This window comes from Anoxybacillus sp. P3H1B, from assembly GCF_001560855.1.
Classification (GTDB): Bacteria; Bacillota; Bacilli; order Bacillales; family Anoxybacillaceae; genus Anoxybacteroides; species Anoxybacteroides rupiense.
Genome location: NZ_LPUG01000012.1, coordinates 283,243 through 299,112, shown reverse-complemented (window position 1 = coordinate 299,112; position 15,870 = coordinate 283,243). Strand labels below are relative to the sequence as shown.

General features: G+C 42.3%; 22 protein-coding genes. 8 read left to right on the top strand and 14 right to left on the bottom strand.

Features of this window, described 5'->3' with window-relative positions; all coding sequences use genetic code 11:
• Window positions 1–111 precede the first annotated feature (111 nt).
• Complete coding sequence (locus AT864_RS08775) at window positions 112–2,319, top strand: UvrD-helicase domain-containing protein (protein ID WP_066148342.1); 2,208 nt, start codon at window positions 112–114, stop codon at window positions 2,317–2,319.
• A gap of 14 nt (window positions 2,320–2,333) precedes the next feature.
• Here the strand turns inward: AT864_RS08775 and AT864_RS08770 are convergent, their stop codons facing one another.
• From AT864_RS08770 to AT864_RS08765, 3 genes are all read right to left on the bottom strand, one after another.
• Window positions 2,334–2,594, bottom strand: a complete 261-nt coding sequence (locus AT864_RS08770; RefSeq protein WP_044744180.1) for a stage VI sporulation protein F — start codon at window positions 2,592–2,594, stop codon at window positions 2,334–2,336.
• Between the two features lie 114 nt (window positions 2,595–2,708).
• Window positions 2,709–2,846 (bottom strand): YjcZ family sporulation protein, encoded by a 138-nt coding sequence (locus tag AT864_RS17545; RefSeq protein ID WP_080860649.1) that lies wholly within the window; start codon window positions 2,844–2,846, stop codon window positions 2,709–2,711.
• Window positions 2,847–2,913: 67 nt separating this feature from the next.
• On the bottom strand, window positions 2,914–3,153 hold the full coding sequence (locus tag AT864_RS08765) for a hypothetical protein (protein ID WP_044744179.1): 240 nt from the start codon (window positions 3,151–3,153) through the stop codon (window positions 2,914–2,916).
• Window positions 3,154–3,559: 406 nt separating this feature from the next.
• On the opposite strand from AT864_RS08765, the gene AT864_RS08760 reads away from it, so the two are divergent.
• Entirely contained in the window at window positions 3,560–3,904 is a 345-nt protein-coding gene (locus AT864_RS08760) for a thioredoxin family protein (protein WP_304440073.1), read from the top strand.
• 152 nt (window positions 3,905–4,056) lie between these two features.
• Here the strand turns inward: AT864_RS08760 and AT864_RS18140 are convergent, their stop codons facing one another.
• The 11 genes from AT864_RS18140 to AT864_RS08710 form a co-directional block, all read right to left on the bottom strand.
• Window positions 4,057–4,224, bottom strand: coding sequence for a hypothetical protein (locus AT864_RS18140; protein WP_172798647.1), 168 nt, complete (start codon window positions 4,222–4,224; stop codon window positions 4,057–4,059).
• 15 nt (window positions 4,225–4,239) lie between these two features.
• Window positions 4,240–5,100, bottom strand: coding sequence for a DUF421 domain-containing protein (locus AT864_RS08755; RefSeq protein ID WP_066148340.1), 861 nt, complete (start codon window positions 5,098–5,100; stop codon window positions 4,240–4,242).
• A gap of 12 nt (window positions 5,101–5,112) precedes the next feature.
• Complete coding sequence (locus tag AT864_RS08750; protein ID WP_044744176.1) at window positions 5,113–5,319, bottom strand: DUF1657 domain-containing protein; 207 nt, start codon at window positions 5,317–5,319, stop codon at window positions 5,113–5,115.
• An 11-nt stretch (window positions 5,320–5,330) separates the two neighbouring features.
• Window positions 5,331–5,687: a stage V sporulation protein AE gene (spoVAE, locus tag AT864_RS08745; protein ID WP_044744175.1), complete on the bottom strand. Its 357-nt coding sequence runs from the start codon at window positions 5,685–5,687 to the stop codon at window positions 5,331–5,333.
• A complete protein-coding gene (spoVAD, locus tag AT864_RS08740; protein ID WP_066148338.1) occupies window positions 5,684–6,700 on the bottom strand; it encodes a stage V sporulation protein AD in 1,017 nt (338 codons plus the stop codon). Before spoVAD ends, spoVAE begins: the two co-directional genes overlap by 4 nt.
• The gene (gene spoVAC, locus AT864_RS08735) at window positions 6,697–7,179 is read right to left on the bottom strand and encodes a stage V sporulation protein AC (protein WP_066148336.1); all 483 of its coding nucleotides are present in this window, start codon (window positions 7,177–7,179) and stop codon (window positions 6,697–6,699) included. The genes spoVAD and spoVAC overlap by 4 nt, the downstream gene beginning before the upstream one ends.
• Window positions 7,180–7,197: 18 nt before the next feature.
• Window positions 7,198–7,668, bottom strand: a complete 471-nt coding sequence (locus tag AT864_RS08730; protein ID WP_082741660.1) for a YhcN/YlaJ family sporulation lipoprotein — start codon at window positions 7,666–7,668, stop codon at window positions 7,198–7,200.
• A 120-nt stretch (window positions 7,669–7,788) separates the two neighbouring features.
• Complete coding sequence (locus AT864_RS08725) at window positions 7,789–7,992, bottom strand: DUF1657 domain-containing protein (protein ID WP_044744172.1); 204 nt, start codon at window positions 7,990–7,992, stop codon at window positions 7,789–7,791.
• A gap of 120 nt (window positions 7,993–8,112) precedes the next feature.
• Entirely contained in the window at window positions 8,113–8,316 is a 204-nt protein-coding gene (locus AT864_RS08720) for a holin (protein WP_044744171.1), read from the bottom strand.
• 30 nt (window positions 8,317–8,346) lie between these two features.
• Entirely contained in the window at window positions 8,347–8,565 is a 219-nt protein-coding gene (locus tag AT864_RS08715; protein ID WP_066148334.1) for a hypothetical protein, read from the bottom strand.
• A gap of 310 nt (window positions 8,566–8,875) precedes the next feature.
• Window positions 8,876–9,328 (bottom strand): hypothetical protein, encoded by a 453-nt coding sequence (locus AT864_RS08710; RefSeq protein ID WP_066148332.1) that lies wholly within the window; start codon window positions 9,326–9,328, stop codon window positions 8,876–8,878.
• A gap of 202 nt (window positions 9,329–9,530) precedes the next feature.
• On the opposite strand from AT864_RS08710, the gene AT864_RS08705 reads away from it, so the two are divergent.
• The 6 genes from AT864_RS08705 to AT864_RS08680 all read left to right on the top strand — a co-directional run bounded on the left by AT864_RS08705 (window position 9,531) and on the right by AT864_RS08680 (window position 15,749).
• Window positions 9,531–10,247 (top strand): hypothetical protein, encoded by a 717-nt coding sequence (locus AT864_RS08705; protein ID WP_044744169.1) that lies wholly within the window; start codon window positions 9,531–9,533, stop codon window positions 10,245–10,247.
• Window positions 10,248–10,567: 320 nt separating this feature from the next.
• On the top strand, window positions 10,568–11,353 hold the full coding sequence (locus tag AT864_RS08700; RefSeq protein WP_066148330.1) for a hypothetical protein: 786 nt from the start codon (window positions 10,568–10,570) through the stop codon (window positions 11,351–11,353).
• 163 nt (window positions 11,354–11,516) lie between these two features.
• On the top strand, window positions 11,517–11,840 hold the full coding sequence (locus tag AT864_RS08695) for a hypothetical protein (RefSeq protein ID WP_052660982.1): 324 nt from the start codon (window positions 11,517–11,519) through the stop codon (window positions 11,838–11,840).
• A 518-nt stretch (window positions 11,841–12,358) separates the two neighbouring features.
• Window positions 12,359–13,648, top strand: coding sequence for a UDP-glucose/GDP-mannose dehydrogenase family protein (locus AT864_RS08690; protein ID WP_066148329.1), 1,290 nt, complete (start codon window positions 12,359–12,361; stop codon window positions 13,646–13,648).
• Window positions 13,645–14,601 carry an NAD-dependent epimerase/dehydratase family protein gene (locus AT864_RS08685; protein WP_044744166.1) on the top strand — a complete coding sequence of 319 codons (957 nt, stop codon included), beginning with the start codon at window positions 13,645–13,647 and terminating at the stop codon, window positions 14,599–14,601. Before AT864_RS08690 ends, AT864_RS08685 begins: the two co-directional genes overlap by 4 nt.
• On the top strand, window positions 14,598–15,749 hold the full coding sequence (locus AT864_RS08680; RefSeq protein ID WP_066148327.1) for a glycosyltransferase family 4 protein: 1,152 nt from the start codon (window positions 14,598–14,600) through the stop codon (window positions 15,747–15,749). Before AT864_RS08685 ends, AT864_RS08680 begins: the two co-directional genes overlap by 4 nt.
• Window positions 15,750–15,870: the final 121 nt, after the last annotated feature.

The window sequence follows — 15,870 nt, the reverse complement described above, 5'->3', positions numbered from 1 at the left end:
CCTCCTTTTTATTTAAATTCGCTCCTTCACAAACAAATCCTTTTTTTCTCATCTTATGTTTTGTTAAGATAAACATTGACGTTCGCAAAAGACAAAAAGGAGCTTTCGATAATGGATAAAGCAGTTTATAAAGGAAAAACGCTGCGGCTTGCGTCACTGCCCAGAGAAAAATATGAAGCGTTATATGAGGCCGCCTTGCGCGGACAGATTACCTGTACGATATGCGGCGATCCAGTTCAACTATATTTAGGCATTCAACAACAGCCACATTTTTACCATGAGGAGAGACACGTTTGCTCCCCTTCCTCTGCAATCAAACCATTCGAACATCCAGAATGGCGAAAACCGCTCGCTTATCAGGCTGCGTCACCTTTTTTGAAAACCCAACCAATCCCAAGCGAGCAGCAGGCGCCGGCCATTGCATCGCTTCCTTTAGACGCCTCCCAGCTGCAAGCGGTGCAAACAATTGAAGGACCGCTGCTTGTATTAGCGGGAGCCGGGAGCGGAAAAACACGTGTACTAACAGCACGAACAGCTTATATGATCGGGGAGCGAAACATCCCTCCTTCTGCGATCATGCTTGTAACATTTACGGCAAAAGCAGCAAATGAAATGAAAGCGCGGCTTCTTACATATCAAAATATGAATCAAGCAATCTTATCCCGGCTTGTAGCTGGCACATTTCACAGCATTTTTTACCGCATGCTTGTCCATTTCCATCCACAGCGCTGGCATTCGAGCCGTCTGCTAAAATGGGAATGGCAGAAGGAACAAATGATAAAAGAAGCGGGACGCGAGCTTGATTTAGATGAACGCGAATTTGCCTATGATCAAGCGCTACAACAAATCTCTTATTGGAAAAACACACTTGCCACTGTGGAACGTGTTCGAAGCAGCGGCCAATGGGAAGAGCGAGTTCTTTATTTGTATAAACGCTACGAGGAGATGAAGCAGGAACGAGGATTATTCGACTTCGATGATATGCTGTTAGGGTGCTACGAAATGCTAACGGAGCAGCCTTCTTTGCTTGCGCGCTACCAGGATCGGTTTCGTTATTTCTTAATCGATGAATTTCAAGATATTAACCGCGTGCAATACGACATTATCAATATGCTATGTGCTCATACGAGAAATCTTTGCGCCGTCGGCGACGATGACCAAGCGATTTATTCATTTCGCGGTTCTGATCCCTCGTTCATTTTAGAATTTGATCGTCACTATCCTGAAGCGAAAGTCGTTGCCCTTACTGAAAATTATCGTTCGTCCCATCATATCGTAGAAGTCGCCAACACTGTCATTTCGCGAAATCGCTTCCGACGCAGCAAACAAATGAGGGCGCAATTTGCCGATGATGAACCCGTGCTTTTCTTTTTTCCGTATGATGAAGAAGAAGAGGCGACAATGGTAGTGGAGGATATTAAAGAACGGCTTCAGCACGGAGCTAAACCTAGCGATTTTGCCATCCTCTATCGTACTCATACCACATCGCGTGCGATTTTTGAACGTCTCGTGCAGGCCGGACTTCCTTTTGTTGTGGAGCAGGACGGCGAATCTTTTTATCAACGCCGCTTTGTTCGTTATTTACTTGCTTATTTGCGGCTTAGTCTGGATCCCAATCATGAAGAAGCCATCAACGATCTGCTTGTGTCTCTCTTTTTAAAGCAGTCGCTTCTTCAAGAAATAAAGGCCGTAAGCATTCTTGAAGATTGTTCGCTTTTGAAGGCTTTAACAAGCTTATCGTCGATTTATCCATTTCAAAGAAAAAAATTAAAAAACATTTTTCCTTTCTTCAAAAGCTTAGCGAAGTTGAAGCCAATTGAGGCGATTGAGATGATTGAGACGGAAATGGGATTTTCAGAGTTTCTTAAAAAACGAGGAAATGAAGGCAATGTGATTGAAAAGGGGAGCGATGATATTCGGGATGTAAAGGTAGTAGCCAAAAAGTTTAAAACCGTTCCCGCGTTTCTCAAACATGTGGACACGATGATGGAAGCTGCCAGACAGCTGTCCAAGCAAAAGACAGCCCCAAACGCCATTCAGCTCTCGACGATTCATCGGGCCAAAGGATTGGAATATCCGTATGTATACGTGTTGGGAGCAGTGGAAGGAAGTATTCCACATGACTATGCCATGGAAGCAAATCGCAATGGAGACCCGCTTCCCTTAGAAGAAGAGCGACGTCTCCTATACGTTGCGATTACAAGAGCGAAACGTTCACTTCATCTATCTGTTCCAGCACATAGACGAATGAAAACCGCTCAGCCATCACGCTTTTTAAAAGAATTGGTTCGGCAAACGACCGAGGGAGCTCCCGTATAGAGACTCCCTCCTCGTTACTTTTTGTTGTTGTTCAGCATATTCGCAATGGTATTAAAATCTAGTTGTTTACCGTTTTTGGTGATCATCTTCACAATTTGGTCTTCTAATTCTTTCGGCACTTTTCGATTAGCGATTTGCGCTACTCGCTTTACAACCCCGCGCACTGTTTGCTCATCTTTAAAGTTTGCGTTTTGTAATGAATTAGCCAGTTCAAATATATCTTTCATATTCACGCCTGTTTTCTTTTCAACGTTTTTAAAAAATTGGTTATCCATCTTTCCATCCTCCCTTTTACTATTACATCGTATGAAAAAACGAATAAGAAGTGCATCCATTCAAAGAAAAAGTACGAGCTGCTCTTTTCTCAACCAGCCCGTACCTTCGGTTCATTAACCTACAAACGCCGCACCCACGATAATTAACAAAATAAACAACACGACGATTAACACGAATGTAGAACCGTAACCATAACCGCCGCCGCCGTAGCCATAACCACCATAACCACCGTATCCACAATATCCAAACATTGCGTTGCACCTCCTTGCATGTTGGTAGTTCTATCGTATGCAGGAATGACGAAAACGGTATGGGCGCTTATGATTTAAAATTCCGGAAAATTCGCTCCATTTGTTTTCCTTTTTTCCCAAACCAGCTATTGATATAGCCGATATTTCCTTCAATATCTTTTAAAAATTGGCCGTTCATTTTTTCAATTTCCTTTATTTTTTGTTCAAATTCCTGTCCCCACTTTTCAAATCGTTTAATAAATTGGTCATGTCCTTCATGCTTAGATTTGGCGATATCCCGCAATGCTTTTTCAAATTTTTCGCTCATCCCTTCACCGCCTTTCTATCAGATTATTTATGCAAAAAGCCAAACAATGTGCGCGATAAATTCGGAAAATTAAAAAATTGGCATAAAAGTAAGGATGTTTTGAGGGCGGAAAGAAGCACTGACTTGCCTTCGGTTGTGGAAAAAACGGGGATTCTTCTTTTGAAATGATAATAGGTTCAATTTTCTGTTTGTTGAGCATGACGCATAAGTAGTGTGGATACCTCCATATTTATAAACCTGCCTATCATCATAATAGGCTATATGGACTCCAATAGGGTCAAGCAATGTCAATGGGTTTTTATTGGATCATCAACACATCTGTTATATTATCAACACTTGTGATAAGACATATCGATTCTTTTTTACGAACAAAATATGATAAAGTAGAAGCGGATGAATTCAACATGTGAATAAGGAGGAATTTCGGTTGAAAGAGTTGCAAACCATTGATCAATTCCAAGAGGTCATTTCCGGGGAACAGCCGGTTATTGTCAAATTTTATACAACATGGTGTCCTGATTGTGTGCGCATGGATATGTTCATCGCTGATATTGTCAATGAATATTCACAATACGATTGGTTTCAAATCAATCGTGATCATGTGCCAGAGCTGGCTGAAAAATACCAGGTAATGGGCATTCCTAGCTTGCTTGTGTTTCAAAAAGGCGAAAAAACGGCTCATCTTCACAGCGCTAATGCTAAAACGCCTGAGGAAGTAAAAGAATTTTTACGATCCGTTTTCTCTAAATAAAGCGGAATAAGCCAGTGGAATTCATTCGTTTTCCCTCGCTCTTTCCGAGACCGCACGCATTATGCAACTACATCGCGAAAAAATAGCGTTTCGATCTACTTAAAAAGGGTGTCCCGAGGTTTTGCTAAATCGGGCACCCTTTTTACAAGATCCTAGTAGTCAATCTCTTCATACTCCTTTGGATGAGGCGTCACATGCTCGTCGTTGTATGTCCATTTAATGTCGATTTCTTCATCGGTCGTATAAGCGGGCTGTTCCGTCTCTTTTTTCTTTAACGATATTTTTATATCCTCATCTGTTGTTGTCACTTTTTTCTTCATTCAGGCCACTCCCTTTTAATTTTTTAATAACGGCTCTACTTTTGCCAACAGATTACGAATTTTTTCCGCATTTTTCTGATACATCGCCTTCGCTTCCTCTGCTTTTGTCTCTAAAGCAAAGATCTCAAAATCTGCCTCGACCTTTTTCAGAGCCGCCAGTAGCAGTTGCTTTTCTGACGCTTCCGGTATTTGAATTTTATCATCATATAAATCAACGGTTAGCTGGCCGTATGAATCCACTTGGGCAATAAAAACATTTTCCAACGTTACCCCTTGCTTCTCTAACTCCATTTGGAGCCATCTGCGATTTAATCCGGCAGTTGAGAGCGGTTCGTCTAGAATTTTTCCATCCATAATCACCGTCTGCGGCTCTTTTTCGTTTGGAGCATTTGGAAAGACATCGCCAACCGCTAGAGGCTGTTTTTCCCTTTTCAATAAAACGTTTAAATCTCCATTCGGTTCTAATACGGCAAATTCGACGTCTGCCAAACGAAATACGTCTTTTTTTCGCAGCTGCTCCATCAATTCATCAATCGTGTATTTTTCCTTTTTCAAGTTATCTTCTAATACTTTTCCGTTTTTAATGAAAACCGTTGAATTCCCTTCGACAAAATCGCGGAACTTTTTATTTTTCAATGAAATATACGAGACGGCAACAGGAACTAAAGACCATATTAAAATGCTGGGGATTCCTTCCCTTAGATTAATACTGAGGTCGACCGACATAGCTGCCGCAATATCGCCGACCGTAATCCCGACAATATATTCAAAAAAAGACAGCTTCGATAATTGTTTTTTTCCTAACATTCTTGTAATGATAAACAATCCGATCAAAATGGAAGCGGATCGTATCGATGCTTCTAACCATATTGGCATTGATCATGCTCCTTACTTTCCATGATATTGTGGTTCTTCTCGCTCTAATTGGCTAATGCGCTGCTTTAAATCAGCAATGATTTCCTCTGTTTTCATCATCGCCTCATGAAATGTTCGCTGCGCCTGTTCATCCCTTGAAGAAAGAGCGAATTGCTGAAAAGAAGCGCGAATACTTTTTAGGCTGGCCAAGCTTTGCTTAACTTGTGAAGCAACAGTCATAGCTTTCCTCCTTATCCTTTTGGGCGAAACAATAACGCACCAATAAATCCAAAGACGATCGCGGCTGAAATTCCTGCGCTTGTGACCTCAAACATGCCCGTTAATACACCAATAATGCCGTGCTGTTCCCCTTCTTGAAGCGCTCCATGAACGAGAGCATTCCCAAAGCTTGTAATCGGAATGGTGGCGCCAGCTCCGGCAAAATCAATTAATGGCTCATATAAGCCAAAGCCATCCAAAACCGCACCAGCGACTACAAGAATGCTTAATGTATGAGCTGGGGTCAGCTTAAACACATCCATCATAATTTGACCAATCACACAAATGATCCCACCAACAACAAACGCCCAAAAAAACATTCCCATCATTCTTCATCCCCTCCATATTCAATCGCGACTGCATGCGCGATACATGGAATCGTTTCACCTTGCTGAAACGATAACGGCGATAATAAGGCTCCTGTTGCTACGACGAGGATTCTTTTCAATTCTCCTCGCTTCATGCGATTGAGCAAATGTCCATATACAACAGCTGCCGAGCACCCCGCACCGCTCGCTCCCGATAATACGGGCTGACCTTCACGATAAATCAGCAAGCCGCAATCTTGGTATTTTTCTTCATCAAGATTCAATCCATGCTCCCGCAATAAATCGAGCGACACTTGCCGTCCAATTTTTCCTAAGTCTCCAGTTACAATTAAGTCGTAATCCGAGCTGTCCATTTGCATATCGCGCAGATGCGCTTCAATCGTATCAACGGCAGCGGGCGCCATCGCTCCTCCCATGTTAAACGGATCCGTTAATCCCATATCCACCACGCGGCCCATTGTCGCAGCAACGATACGGGGTCCGGCTCCGCTGCTGCTGATTAGCGCTGCCCCAGCCCCTGTTACCGTCCATTGAGCCGTCGGCGGTTTTTGTCCGCCGTATTCAGTAGGGTAGCGAAATTGCTTTTCTACTGCTGTATTATGGCTTGACGCGCCCGTTAAAACATATTGCGCTCCGCCATGATTCACAATAAAGGCTCCAAGCGCAAGCCCTTCCATTGAAGTAGAGCAGGCTCCAAACACGCCAATATAAGGGGCGCCGATTGTTTTGGCCGCAAAGTTGGACGGTGTCATTTGGTTAATGAGATCACCGGCAATGATAAATTGTATATGTTCTTTTGTAATGTTGCCTTTTTCCATAGCTTTAAAAAAGGCTTCTTCCAGCAGCACTTTATGAGCCTTCTCGTATGATTCTTCCCCGAGCCAAAGGTCTTCATGCAGCAAATCAAAATCATCGGCAATGCGTCCGTTTGCTTCAAATGGCCCTCCGACTGCCGCTGCGGCAACAATGGCAGGCTTGTTCTCAAATATCCAGGTGCGATGTCCTTTCATCATCCGAGCCCACCCCATTTCACGGCAATCGTTTTAATTAAGGCAATGACAAAAGCAGCAAAGGTGCCAAATAAAATGACAGAACCCGCCAGCTTAAACATGTTGGAGCCGACTCCTAAAACAAATCCTTCTGTCCGATGTTCAATCGCTGCGGAAATGACGGCATTTCCAAATCCCGTTACCGGTACGGCTGTTCCAGCTCCAGCGAATTGAGCGATTCGGTCATAAATACCAAATCCAGTTAAAATCATCGACAAAAAGACCATCGTTGCCACGGTCGGATTGCCGGCTGTTTGTTCAGTAAAATCAAAAAAATACATATAAAAATAAGAAACGGCCTGGCCGATTACACAAATCAACCCGCCTACGAAAAAAGCGCGAATACAATTTTTCAACACTGGACGCTTCGTTTCCCGTTCTTTTGCAAATGCTTGATAATCCTGCTGTACCGCCGTTAAATTTTTCCGTTTCTCATCTGCCATCTCGTTCACCCCTTTGGATTATGCGGTCTCTTCGCTCAGTTTCTTCAGTTTTTCGATTTCTTCATTCAGCTTGCGTTCTCCCATTCGCGTTTTTTGCAGCTGCTTTTTCAGCTCGTTCGTCTTCCAAAACAGCTTTAAATCGCTGGAGATTACGACTTGATGCTGTGGAAATCGTTCTTTCAGCTGCTTCTGCACCTCTTTTTCGATTTGTTTTTTATGAAAACGCTCCATGTGTTTGACTTGATAAGCAAGGAACAGTTTATTTTTCGTATTGACGGCCACTGCATCGCGAATCGCTTGTTTTTGCTTGATATCGTTCACCGCTTGTTGAGCGGCAGACTGGTCCATCGTTGCCGAATGCGCTGTTCCATCCATATTTAATCGAATCATATTTCTTCCTTGGAGTGATTGGTCCTTCACTTCTGGCTCTCTTGCGCAACCAACGACAAAGAGGCTGCAAATCAGTAATAATGTCACATTTTTCATCATTCTTCATCAACCCATTCATCTATGTATTTCGTTTGAAAAAAGGTTGGTGCTTAACCAACCTTTTAATCCTTGCAGGCGTGCTAACCTTTGTTGCGGAAACAAAAAACGCCTGCCACAGCTTTATTGATTATATTGCGGCTCTTCTTTTTGGATCTCTTGAACACGGGCGTTCACTAAATCAACAATGGCTTGCGTTTGTTGAGCTGCTTGCTGATAAAGCTGTTTTGCCGCTTTATTCTCGGTTTGAAGTGCAAATGTTTCGAAGCTTGCTTGAGCTGATTTTAATCCGGCAAGCGTTTGCTTTACTTGAGATGCTACTGTCACGTGCACAACCTCCTAAAAATTTTGATTACACTGTTAGAATGGGTTTTTGTAACAAAAATATAACTTCCATTTTTTTCTGAAATAAAAAACTGCCTCTTTACTATAGAGGCAGAATGTTGTTCATTCTTTTTTATCGGTTTTATCCAAATAACCACGCCCAATTGACGGATTATTGATGATTCCGGCTACAACCAAAATTCCTAGCAACGTTTCATACAGCTGTTCGTATTTTCCTAAATCAAGATCCACTCCGAATGTTTGCAACGCCAGTAAAATAAACGAGCCAAGTGCTACCCAAAGCCCATAGTTTTTAAATCGTTCCATTTCTCCTCAGCTCCATTTTCACTTATTCAATTAAAACCATGAAAAAGGTCTTCTGTTTTCGTCGCCATCCTTCTCTTCTGAATGATGGTCTTTATGCGTTTCCTCCGCTTCCATCTCGCCACTCTCTACATGGCGCGGCGGCGAGAACCACGGATCGTGGATGCGGCCCTTTGGAGAAATAATGACATCATCAGCGTGGATAATTAATTTATCAACGTGGATGACACGAGGCTTTTTATTTTCGGACATCTTCGCTTCCTCCCTTGTAATTTAAGCTTTTTGCATTGTTAGACTATGCAACTGTCACGCTTATGGTATAGGCGTTTTTCATAAAAAAGGATGATCTTTCCGATAATCCTTGCAGCTTCGTTCATTTTTTTCTAATCGTCTTTCCACATCCGCATCCACCAGATTTTTTTCCTTTAGATGATGAGTGGATCGAATAGGATTTCGACCCATTGATAACAATCGGCTTTTTCCCTTTCATCGCTCTATGACCTCCAAGTGTTGGGTTGTTACTATTCTATGAAGGCAGCAGAGCGTTGGTACCAGGCAAACTTTATTTTTCTTCCGTTCCTTCACTAAAGGAAAAAGGAGCTGAAGATGGAGGAGAATCATTTTTTTCCTTTCTTTTGATAATCGCATTTTGTTGTCGCAGCGTGTGGAAAAACCAATTCTCTCCTTCCTCTGTTGGAAAATGGATTTTGGATTGTGCTAAACGCCGTTCCAGCTCTTCTTTTTCTTGCTTAAGTTTCGTTAACTCTTCGTACCGTTTTTCACTTTGCCAAGCAAGCTCTTTTAAAATGATATTTTCAGCCACCACTTCTTCTATTTGCTTTGTTAACTCTCTTACTTTAGCTTCTGCCCTTTCCAGTTCCTCTGTGAGTCGTTTATTTTCCAGCTTGAGCGCGTTAGAATCGTTTCGCTGCGCTTCATATTGCGCCAGTTTGGACTGCAAATCCGCCATTTTTTGCTTCAATACCATAACATCCTCTTGTGGTTTTGAGTTCACCGCTATTCTCCTCCTTAAAAAATCATGTGATTCTAATACATACAAATTCAACCCGTTTTCCTTTTAGACCAAAAAAATGAAATTTCCGCTTTTATCACGGCACATTTACCCAGCTTTTTCATAGTATACAGTAGTCGTAACCTCCGCTACGATTTATTTCATTCATTACAGCGGAGAAAACTTTAAATAGGAGGAAAGAGTTATGAGTCACTCTCATCATAAAGAAAAAGTATGTATTAAAACTCGCAAAGTGTATGACTGGGTTACTCGCCAGGTCGATGTGCCGCTAAGAAGCTTTAACGATGATGAATTAGAAGCCGTCTTTCCAGAAGATCGCTGCCCGCGACATCATAAAAACATTTGTGATTTCTTGGCTTCCAATGATTTGAACGCTCAAGATTTCATGATCCGCTGCTTCTTATCCGACGAGGATGGAAACCGAATCGATCCTGTAGTGGATAACGATGCGCTTATCTGCCAAGAAATCATCCAATCCAATGGCCGGCAGCCTGTCAATGTTACTCTGCCATCTGGGGATCAAGTCACATTGCAAAAAGTGAAAGTGCTTGTGAAAGGGCACGTTGTTGTACAAATTTTAAATGCGAACGGACATATTGTCGGCGAATCAGCCCCTATTCCGTTTGCTACTGCCCAAACCTTTATTTTATGCGCTCCTGAAGGAACATCGCTTGACTGCCATATTTCCTTCTTCGAATGCGATGCCAGCTTGATCTGCACAAACAACTTTTCACAATTAGATGTTTCCATCACATTGTGCTTAGAAGTGCAAATTGAAGCGGATGTGAAAATTGAGGTAGAAGGTCGTTTTTGCAGACCACGTGAAGAAATTTTGGAAGCAACACTTTGCCCTACTGATAACTTCCCGCCTCAATGTCCTGAAGTATTCCCAAGTCATTAAATCTCTTTGCGAGTTAGGCTGTTGCTCCATACAACAGCCTTTTTTATTTGCAGATTCACAGCAGGAAAAACAGGGAGAATGTTTGGATCCACGATCATATAAGGTGAAGCTTCCCCTTTTGATTTTTATAAGACTTTAAGTAAGCCAGCCTTGGAAACATCCTTGTGGCATTCTATTACAACTTATACAGTCGTATTCATTTTCTTTTTTCATATATATATATATCAAGAGTACAAATGAATCCATTATGACGGATTCGAAATGCCTGTCGAACCAAGGACTCGTTTGACGTATTCAGCCTGTTAAGGAGGGTGGAGATCATGGGACAAAACCCCCCGAACCACCAAATTCAATTGCAGCAAAAAATTATCCATTACCGTTCAGAAATTGCTAAATATGAAACTCAGTTAAAAGCGCTCGAAACAGAGCTGCAAAAAGAAAAACTCCGCAATGAATATTTGCTCGACAAGCTTCATTTGACTGAAACGACGCATATTGAGCCTTACGAAAAAAAGATCGCTCAGCTCGAACAGCAAATGTTATCGTACGAGGTAGCCCTTGAAGAGGCTGAACGGCAAATTCAGCATCTAAAGCAATTGAAGTATACCGAACATGAAGAAAAAACGGTTCCTGCGGTGACGAAAGCCCAAGCCTTTTTTGCCTACTCGCTCCTTCTTCCTGAAACAAGCGAAGAAGAAATCATTGTCATTGGCGATTTTGTTATTCAAAATATTGGAAATGAACCACTAAGTAATTTGATTGTTTGCATCCGCTCTTCCCCAAAAAGAGCAGGTGAACTTAGCGGTAAAATCGCAACGAAGCCTCTTCCGGCTGACTCTCATGCTTCTGACGCAGCGAATGAAACCATGTTGGAATGGACATTTGCCTACGAGGATTGGAAAGAGAAAATCAAAGAGGGAGAATACTGGCTGAAGCCGACCCATATGAAAAAGCTGATGCCAAATGAAGAACTGCGCTTTTCCCACTTCGAAATGAGAATTAACCAAATAGAAGATATCCGCTCCGTTGTCGTAAACGGCTTCGTTTACTGCAATGAAATACCGCGCGGGCTGGCGTCATTAAATCATATTATTATTAACCTATGATCCCCTCTGTTTTCCATCAACAGAGGGGCTTTTTATTTAAGTTCTCTTTTCATCTCGAATATCAGAGCAAGCCGCATTAGGCGTTGGTCTAAACCGTTTTTCCCTTTCAGTCATATAATGTCACTAGCTATTTTTACTATCGTCCACAAGGGAGTGACAGAGCATGTATCGGGTATTCATTCATCCGCAGCTATTAAAGAAAAAAACAAAGAAAAGCCACGCAGTCTCACCAGTCGCCAATGAAGCAAAGCAGCAATTAGTCGGCTTGCCGCCAGGAACAGAGCTTAACGTTCATACTGCCGGCCAAACCTATTATAACGCCCTCTTCCAGTCATTTAACGAACAGACGGAAGAAGTTTCCTTATTAATCGATCCATTTTATAAGGACGGCGGCCAGATTATATGTGTTAAAAGCAGCGACATCCTTTCTCTTGATTTTCCTGTTTCGGAAAATAAGAGTCATTTCGCGGACAAAGAAGACGAATAATTGTATGCAGCCAGGTGGTAAACCTGGTTTTTTATTTGCTGTTATAATGGCAATTTTTCTTATAAAATAGGCTTTTGCCATATTTCCGATAAAGAATGTCCTCACATACACTATCACAAATAGTGCTCATCCTGCCCATTCGCACTTGGATCCGTGATTTTCTAATTCAATCATCACCCGTCACAACCAGCTTACGCTTTCATTGGCACATATTCACTCAGCAAAAGCAAGGCCTCGTCATCAAGGAAACGCTCAAGCACAAGCGATGACGGTTTTATATATGCTTGATCAAACGTTATTAAAAAACGGCCTCATACTAACGCAAAGATGCAGCAACTATCGAAAAAGAAAGTGATTGATGTTTTTGACCATCAGCAATAAGAATACAATTCGCCTCCATCACATACGTGCATGACGAAATAACAAGTCGATGACTTGCCCTCATCCCACTAACCAAACATCAATTTCTCGATTGTGGCTCCAAACAGATTCATTTGTTAAAAAAAGGGGTGTTTCTAATGAATGTATGCATTGTCGGAACTGGATACGTCGGATTAACAACAGCGGCGGTTTTAGCTGAACTCGGCCACCAAGTATACTGTGTCGATCAAAACCATGACAAAATCGAGCAGCTAAACCGCGGATATATTCCGATTTATGAACCCAATCTAAAAGAAATAATAGAGAAAAATCGCGACCGTCTCACTTTTACAAACGGCCTTGATCTAGGCATCAAACACGCTTCTACAGTTATCATTTGTGTCGGTACTCCTTCTTTAACAGACGGACGGACGGATTTAACCTACATCCAATCAGCCATTGACCATTTAGCGCTCCATATCGACTCCTATAAAACGATTATTATTAAAAGCACGGTGCCTCCTGGAACAACCGAACAGCTCTATATCCAATTATTGGAGAAAGGAGTGCCGAACCATTTATTTTCTATTGTTGCAAATCCTGAATTTTTAAGGGAAGGCTCAGCCATCTTCGATATGCTGCACGCGGACAAAATTGTCATTGGACTCCGTCCGGATGACCAGCGATCGCTCCCGATTATGAAAAGCTTATATGCCGGGATCTCTTGTCCATATGTGATTACAAGCCTCACAGGGGCAGAAATGATTAAATACGCTTCTAATGCCTTTTTGGCGACAAAAATTTCTTTCATAAATGAAATGGCACGCATCTGTGACGCCGTCGGCGCGAATATACACGATGTCGCCAAAGGCATTGGATATGATCCGCGGATTGGCCCCCATTTTTTGCAAGCAGGACTTGGGTACGGCGGATCATGTTTTCCGAAAGATGTAAAATCACTCGAGCAAGTTGCTCATTCCCAAAAGATTACCCCTCATCTTTTACAAGCGGTTCAGCTAATTAATGATTCTCAAGTGGATCTTTACATTCAAAAGCTGCAACAAGCAGTCAACCATTTATCTGATCAAACCATTGCGGTTCTAGGAATCGCTTTTAAGCCCAATACCGACGATACTCGCCACTCTCCTGCAGAACACCTTATTCGAAAGCTTAGCGAAGCCGGCTGCATCGTCCGTGCCTATGATCCGAAAGCGAAGCTAGATAGCAGCCATCAGCCAAACGTAACGCAAACCGATACCCTCCAAGAAGCAGTTGAAGGCGCAGATATCTTAATCATCGCCACTGATTGGCAAGAGTTTCAGCAATTAAATTGGCGAGAAATAAAAGCGCGAATGAACGGCCCCATTGTGCTTGACGCAAGAAATTGCCTCAGACGTCAAGACATTGAACAATGGGGACTACAATATATAGGAGTTGGTTGTGGATGAAAATCGTGGTCACGGGAGCGGCAGGCTTTATCGGCTCTCATTTATGCGAAAAATTATTAGAAGACGAGCAAAACATTGTCATAGGCATTGATGGCTTTATCGGCCCTACCCCCATCCATCTAAAATCCTTTAACATGGACTCGCTTTGTTCGCATCCAAGGTTTACGATGCTTGCCCAAGACCTTTTCATGATTGATTTAGAGGCTCTCTTAAAAGATGTAGACATCATTTATCATTTAGCAGGGATGCCAGGTGTTCGCACAAGCTGGGGAAAGGAGTTTGAAGCATACATTCTTCATAATATTTCTTCGACTCAACGGCTGCTGGAAGCATGTAAAAATTCGCCTATCAAGCAATTTATTTATGCTTCCACCTCCTCGGTATATGGAGAAAAAACCGGAAAGCTCTCAGAAACAGCAGAGACGGCCCCTCTTTCTCCCTATGGTATTACAAAATTAACAGGAGAGCATTTATGTCGCGTATATCATACCTCATTCGGAATTCCGACCGTTGTTTTACGCTACTTTACTGTTTATGGTCCGAGGCAGCGTCCTGATATGTCATTTCATCGCTTTATTAAACAATTGTTAACGAAGCAACCGATCACGATTTTCGGCGATGGAATGCAATCGCGTGATTTTACTTACATTTCTGATTGTATAGCAGGAACCATTTCAGTCTTGGGCAAACGCCATATCATTGGCAAAACATTTAATATCGGGGGAAAAGAAAAAGCATCCATTAATGAAGTCATTGATTTGCTTGAAGAATTGACAGGAATAAAGGCCGACAGACATTACTTCCCTTCAGCGCTTGGCGAACCCAAACATACTTGGGCCGATCTTTCAATGGCAGAACAAGATTTGCATTATTCCCCAAAAATAACGCTAAAAGAAGGATTAAGACGTGAAATCGAGTATATTCGTTCCATCTATCAGGTGGACCTGCCATGAATATCGCTTACATTTGTACAGAAAAGCTGCCTTCCCCTGCCATAAAAGGGGGAGCGATTCAGCTTATGATCGACGGAATCGCTCCGTTTATATCACAAACAAACAAGCTTACGATTTTTTCCATTACCGATCCGCTTTTACCTGTAAGAGAATGTAGAAATGGAATCGAGTATATTCGTTTTCCGAAAGAAACATATGAGCATGATGTGGCCGCCGAACTAGCGAAACATTCATTTGATGTGATTCATGTATTTAATCGTCCAGCCCATATAGCCAAATATAAAGAAGCCGCCAAACAAAGCTCATTTGTTCTCAGCCTTCATAACGATATGTTTTCTCCACTCAAACTATGTAAAGAAAAAGCGGAGCAAGCTTTGCAGAGCAGCACACTCATTACCGCAGTTAGCGAATATATCAAACAAACGGTGATTAGGAGATATCATGTCCCGGAGCAAAAAATTCGTGTTGCTTATTCAGGGGTCGATTTAGAAAAATATGTCCCTATCTGGACAGAGGAAGGCGAGCGCATTCGCCGCCAGCTTCGCCAAACATTCGGCATTGATGATCAAAAGGTAATCGTGTTCATCGGAAGGTTAAGCAAAACAAAAGGGCCACACTTGCTTATTCAATGTATGCCTGATCTCCTTTTGCGTCATCCGGATGCACGATTGGTCATTGTCGGCGGAAAATGGTTTAGCGAAAACACGTGGGATGATTACGTAAGCATGCTTCATCGCTTGTCTGCTCCGCTTAAAAACCATATTATATTTACAAACTATATTCCCTCTGAACAAATTCCTCGCATGTTTTTAATCGGTGATGTATTTGTTTGCAGCTCACAATGGCATGAACCGCTTGCGCGTGTCCATTATGAAGCAATGGCAGCAGGAATCCCGATTATTACCACCAATCGCGGCGGAAATCCGGAAATTATCCGTCATCTGGAAAACGGATTTGTCATCAATCATTATCACGACGCCACTGCTTTTTCAAAAGCGATTGATTATATGTTCACTCATCCGGAAAAAGCACAAGAAATGGCGCGCATCGGCAGGGAGGAGGTGGAAAGACAGTTTCAATTTCGGCATGTCGCCCAGCGCTTTGCGGCGATATATGAAGAAGCGTTTACAAACCATTGCCTTCATTAGCGAATGCTTCTCTTTTAATAATCCATCAAAAAGCCACCCGCCTCTTAACAGAGTGTAAATAGGAAAGATTCGTCTTGCCTCATGAAATCATCAAGAAAGGATGCCCCTCATCGGAGCATCC

Excerpts from the sequence above, each read along its gene's own strand:
- AT864_RS08775 (WP_066148342.1), top strand. The coding sequence starts at position 112 with ATGGATAAAGCAGTTTATAAAGGAAAAACGCTGCGGCTTGCGTCACTG.
- AT864_RS08770 (WP_044744180.1), bottom strand. The coding sequence starts at position 2,594 with ATGGATAACCAATTTTTTAAAAACGTTGAAAAGAAAACAGGCGTGAAT.
- AT864_RS17545 (WP_080860649.1), bottom strand. The coding sequence starts at position 2,846 with ATGTTTGGATATTGTGGATACGGTGGTTATGGTGGTTATGGCTACGGC.
- AT864_RS08765 (WP_044744179.1), bottom strand. The coding sequence starts at position 3,153 with ATGAGCGAAAAATTTGAAAAAGCATTGCGGGATATCGCCAAATCTAAG.
- AT864_RS18140 (WP_172798647.1), bottom strand. The coding sequence starts at position 4,224 with ATGAAGAAAAAAGTGACAACAACAGATGAGGATATAAAAATATCGTTA.
- AT864_RS08755 (WP_066148340.1), bottom strand. The coding sequence starts at position 5,100 with ATGCCAATATGGTTAGAAGCATCGATACGATCCGCTTCCATTTTGATC.
- AT864_RS08750 (WP_044744176.1), bottom strand. The coding sequence starts at position 5,319 with ATGACTGTTGCTTCACAAGTTAAGCAAAGCTTGGCCAGCCTAAAAAGT.
- spoVAE (WP_044744175.1), bottom strand. The coding sequence starts at position 5,687 with ATGATGGGAATGTTTTTTTGGGCGTTTGTTGTTGGTGGGATCATTTGT.
- spoVAD (WP_066148338.1), bottom strand. The coding sequence starts at position 6,700 with ATGATGAAAGGACATCGCACCTGGATATTTGAGAACAAGCCTGCCATT.
- spoVAC (WP_066148336.1), bottom strand. The coding sequence starts at position 7,179 with ATGGCAGATGAGAAACGGAAAAATTTAACGGCGGTACAGCAGGATTAT.
- AT864_RS08730 (WP_082741660.1), bottom strand. The coding sequence starts at position 7,668 with ATGATGAAAAATGTGACATTATTACTGATTTGCAGCCTCTTTGTCGTT.
- AT864_RS08720 (WP_044744171.1), bottom strand. The coding sequence starts at position 8,316 with ATGGAACGATTTAAAAACTATGGGCTTTGGGTAGCACTTGGCTCGTTT.
- AT864_RS08715 (WP_066148334.1), bottom strand. The coding sequence starts at position 8,565 with ATGTCCGAAAATAAAAAGCCTCGTGTCATCCACGTTGATAAATTAATT.
- AT864_RS08705 (WP_044744169.1), top strand. The coding sequence starts at position 9,531 with ATGAGTCACTCTCATCATAAAGAAAAAGTATGTATTAAAACTCGCAAA.
- AT864_RS08700 (WP_066148330.1), top strand. The coding sequence starts at position 10,568 with ATGGGACAAAACCCCCCGAACCACCAAATTCAATTGCAGCAAAAAATT.
- AT864_RS08695 (WP_052660982.1), top strand. The coding sequence starts at position 11,517 with ATGTATCGGGTATTCATTCATCCGCAGCTATTAAAGAAAAAAACAAAG.
- AT864_RS08690 (WP_066148329.1), top strand. The coding sequence starts at position 12,359 with ATGAATGTATGCATTGTCGGAACTGGATACGTCGGATTAACAACAGCG.
- AT864_RS08685 (WP_044744166.1), top strand. The coding sequence starts at position 13,645 with ATGAAAATCGTGGTCACGGGAGCGGCAGGCTTTATCGGCTCTCATTTA.
- AT864_RS08680 (WP_066148327.1), top strand. The coding sequence starts at position 14,598 with ATGAATATCGCTTACATTTGTACAGAAAAGCTGCCTTCCCCTGCCATA.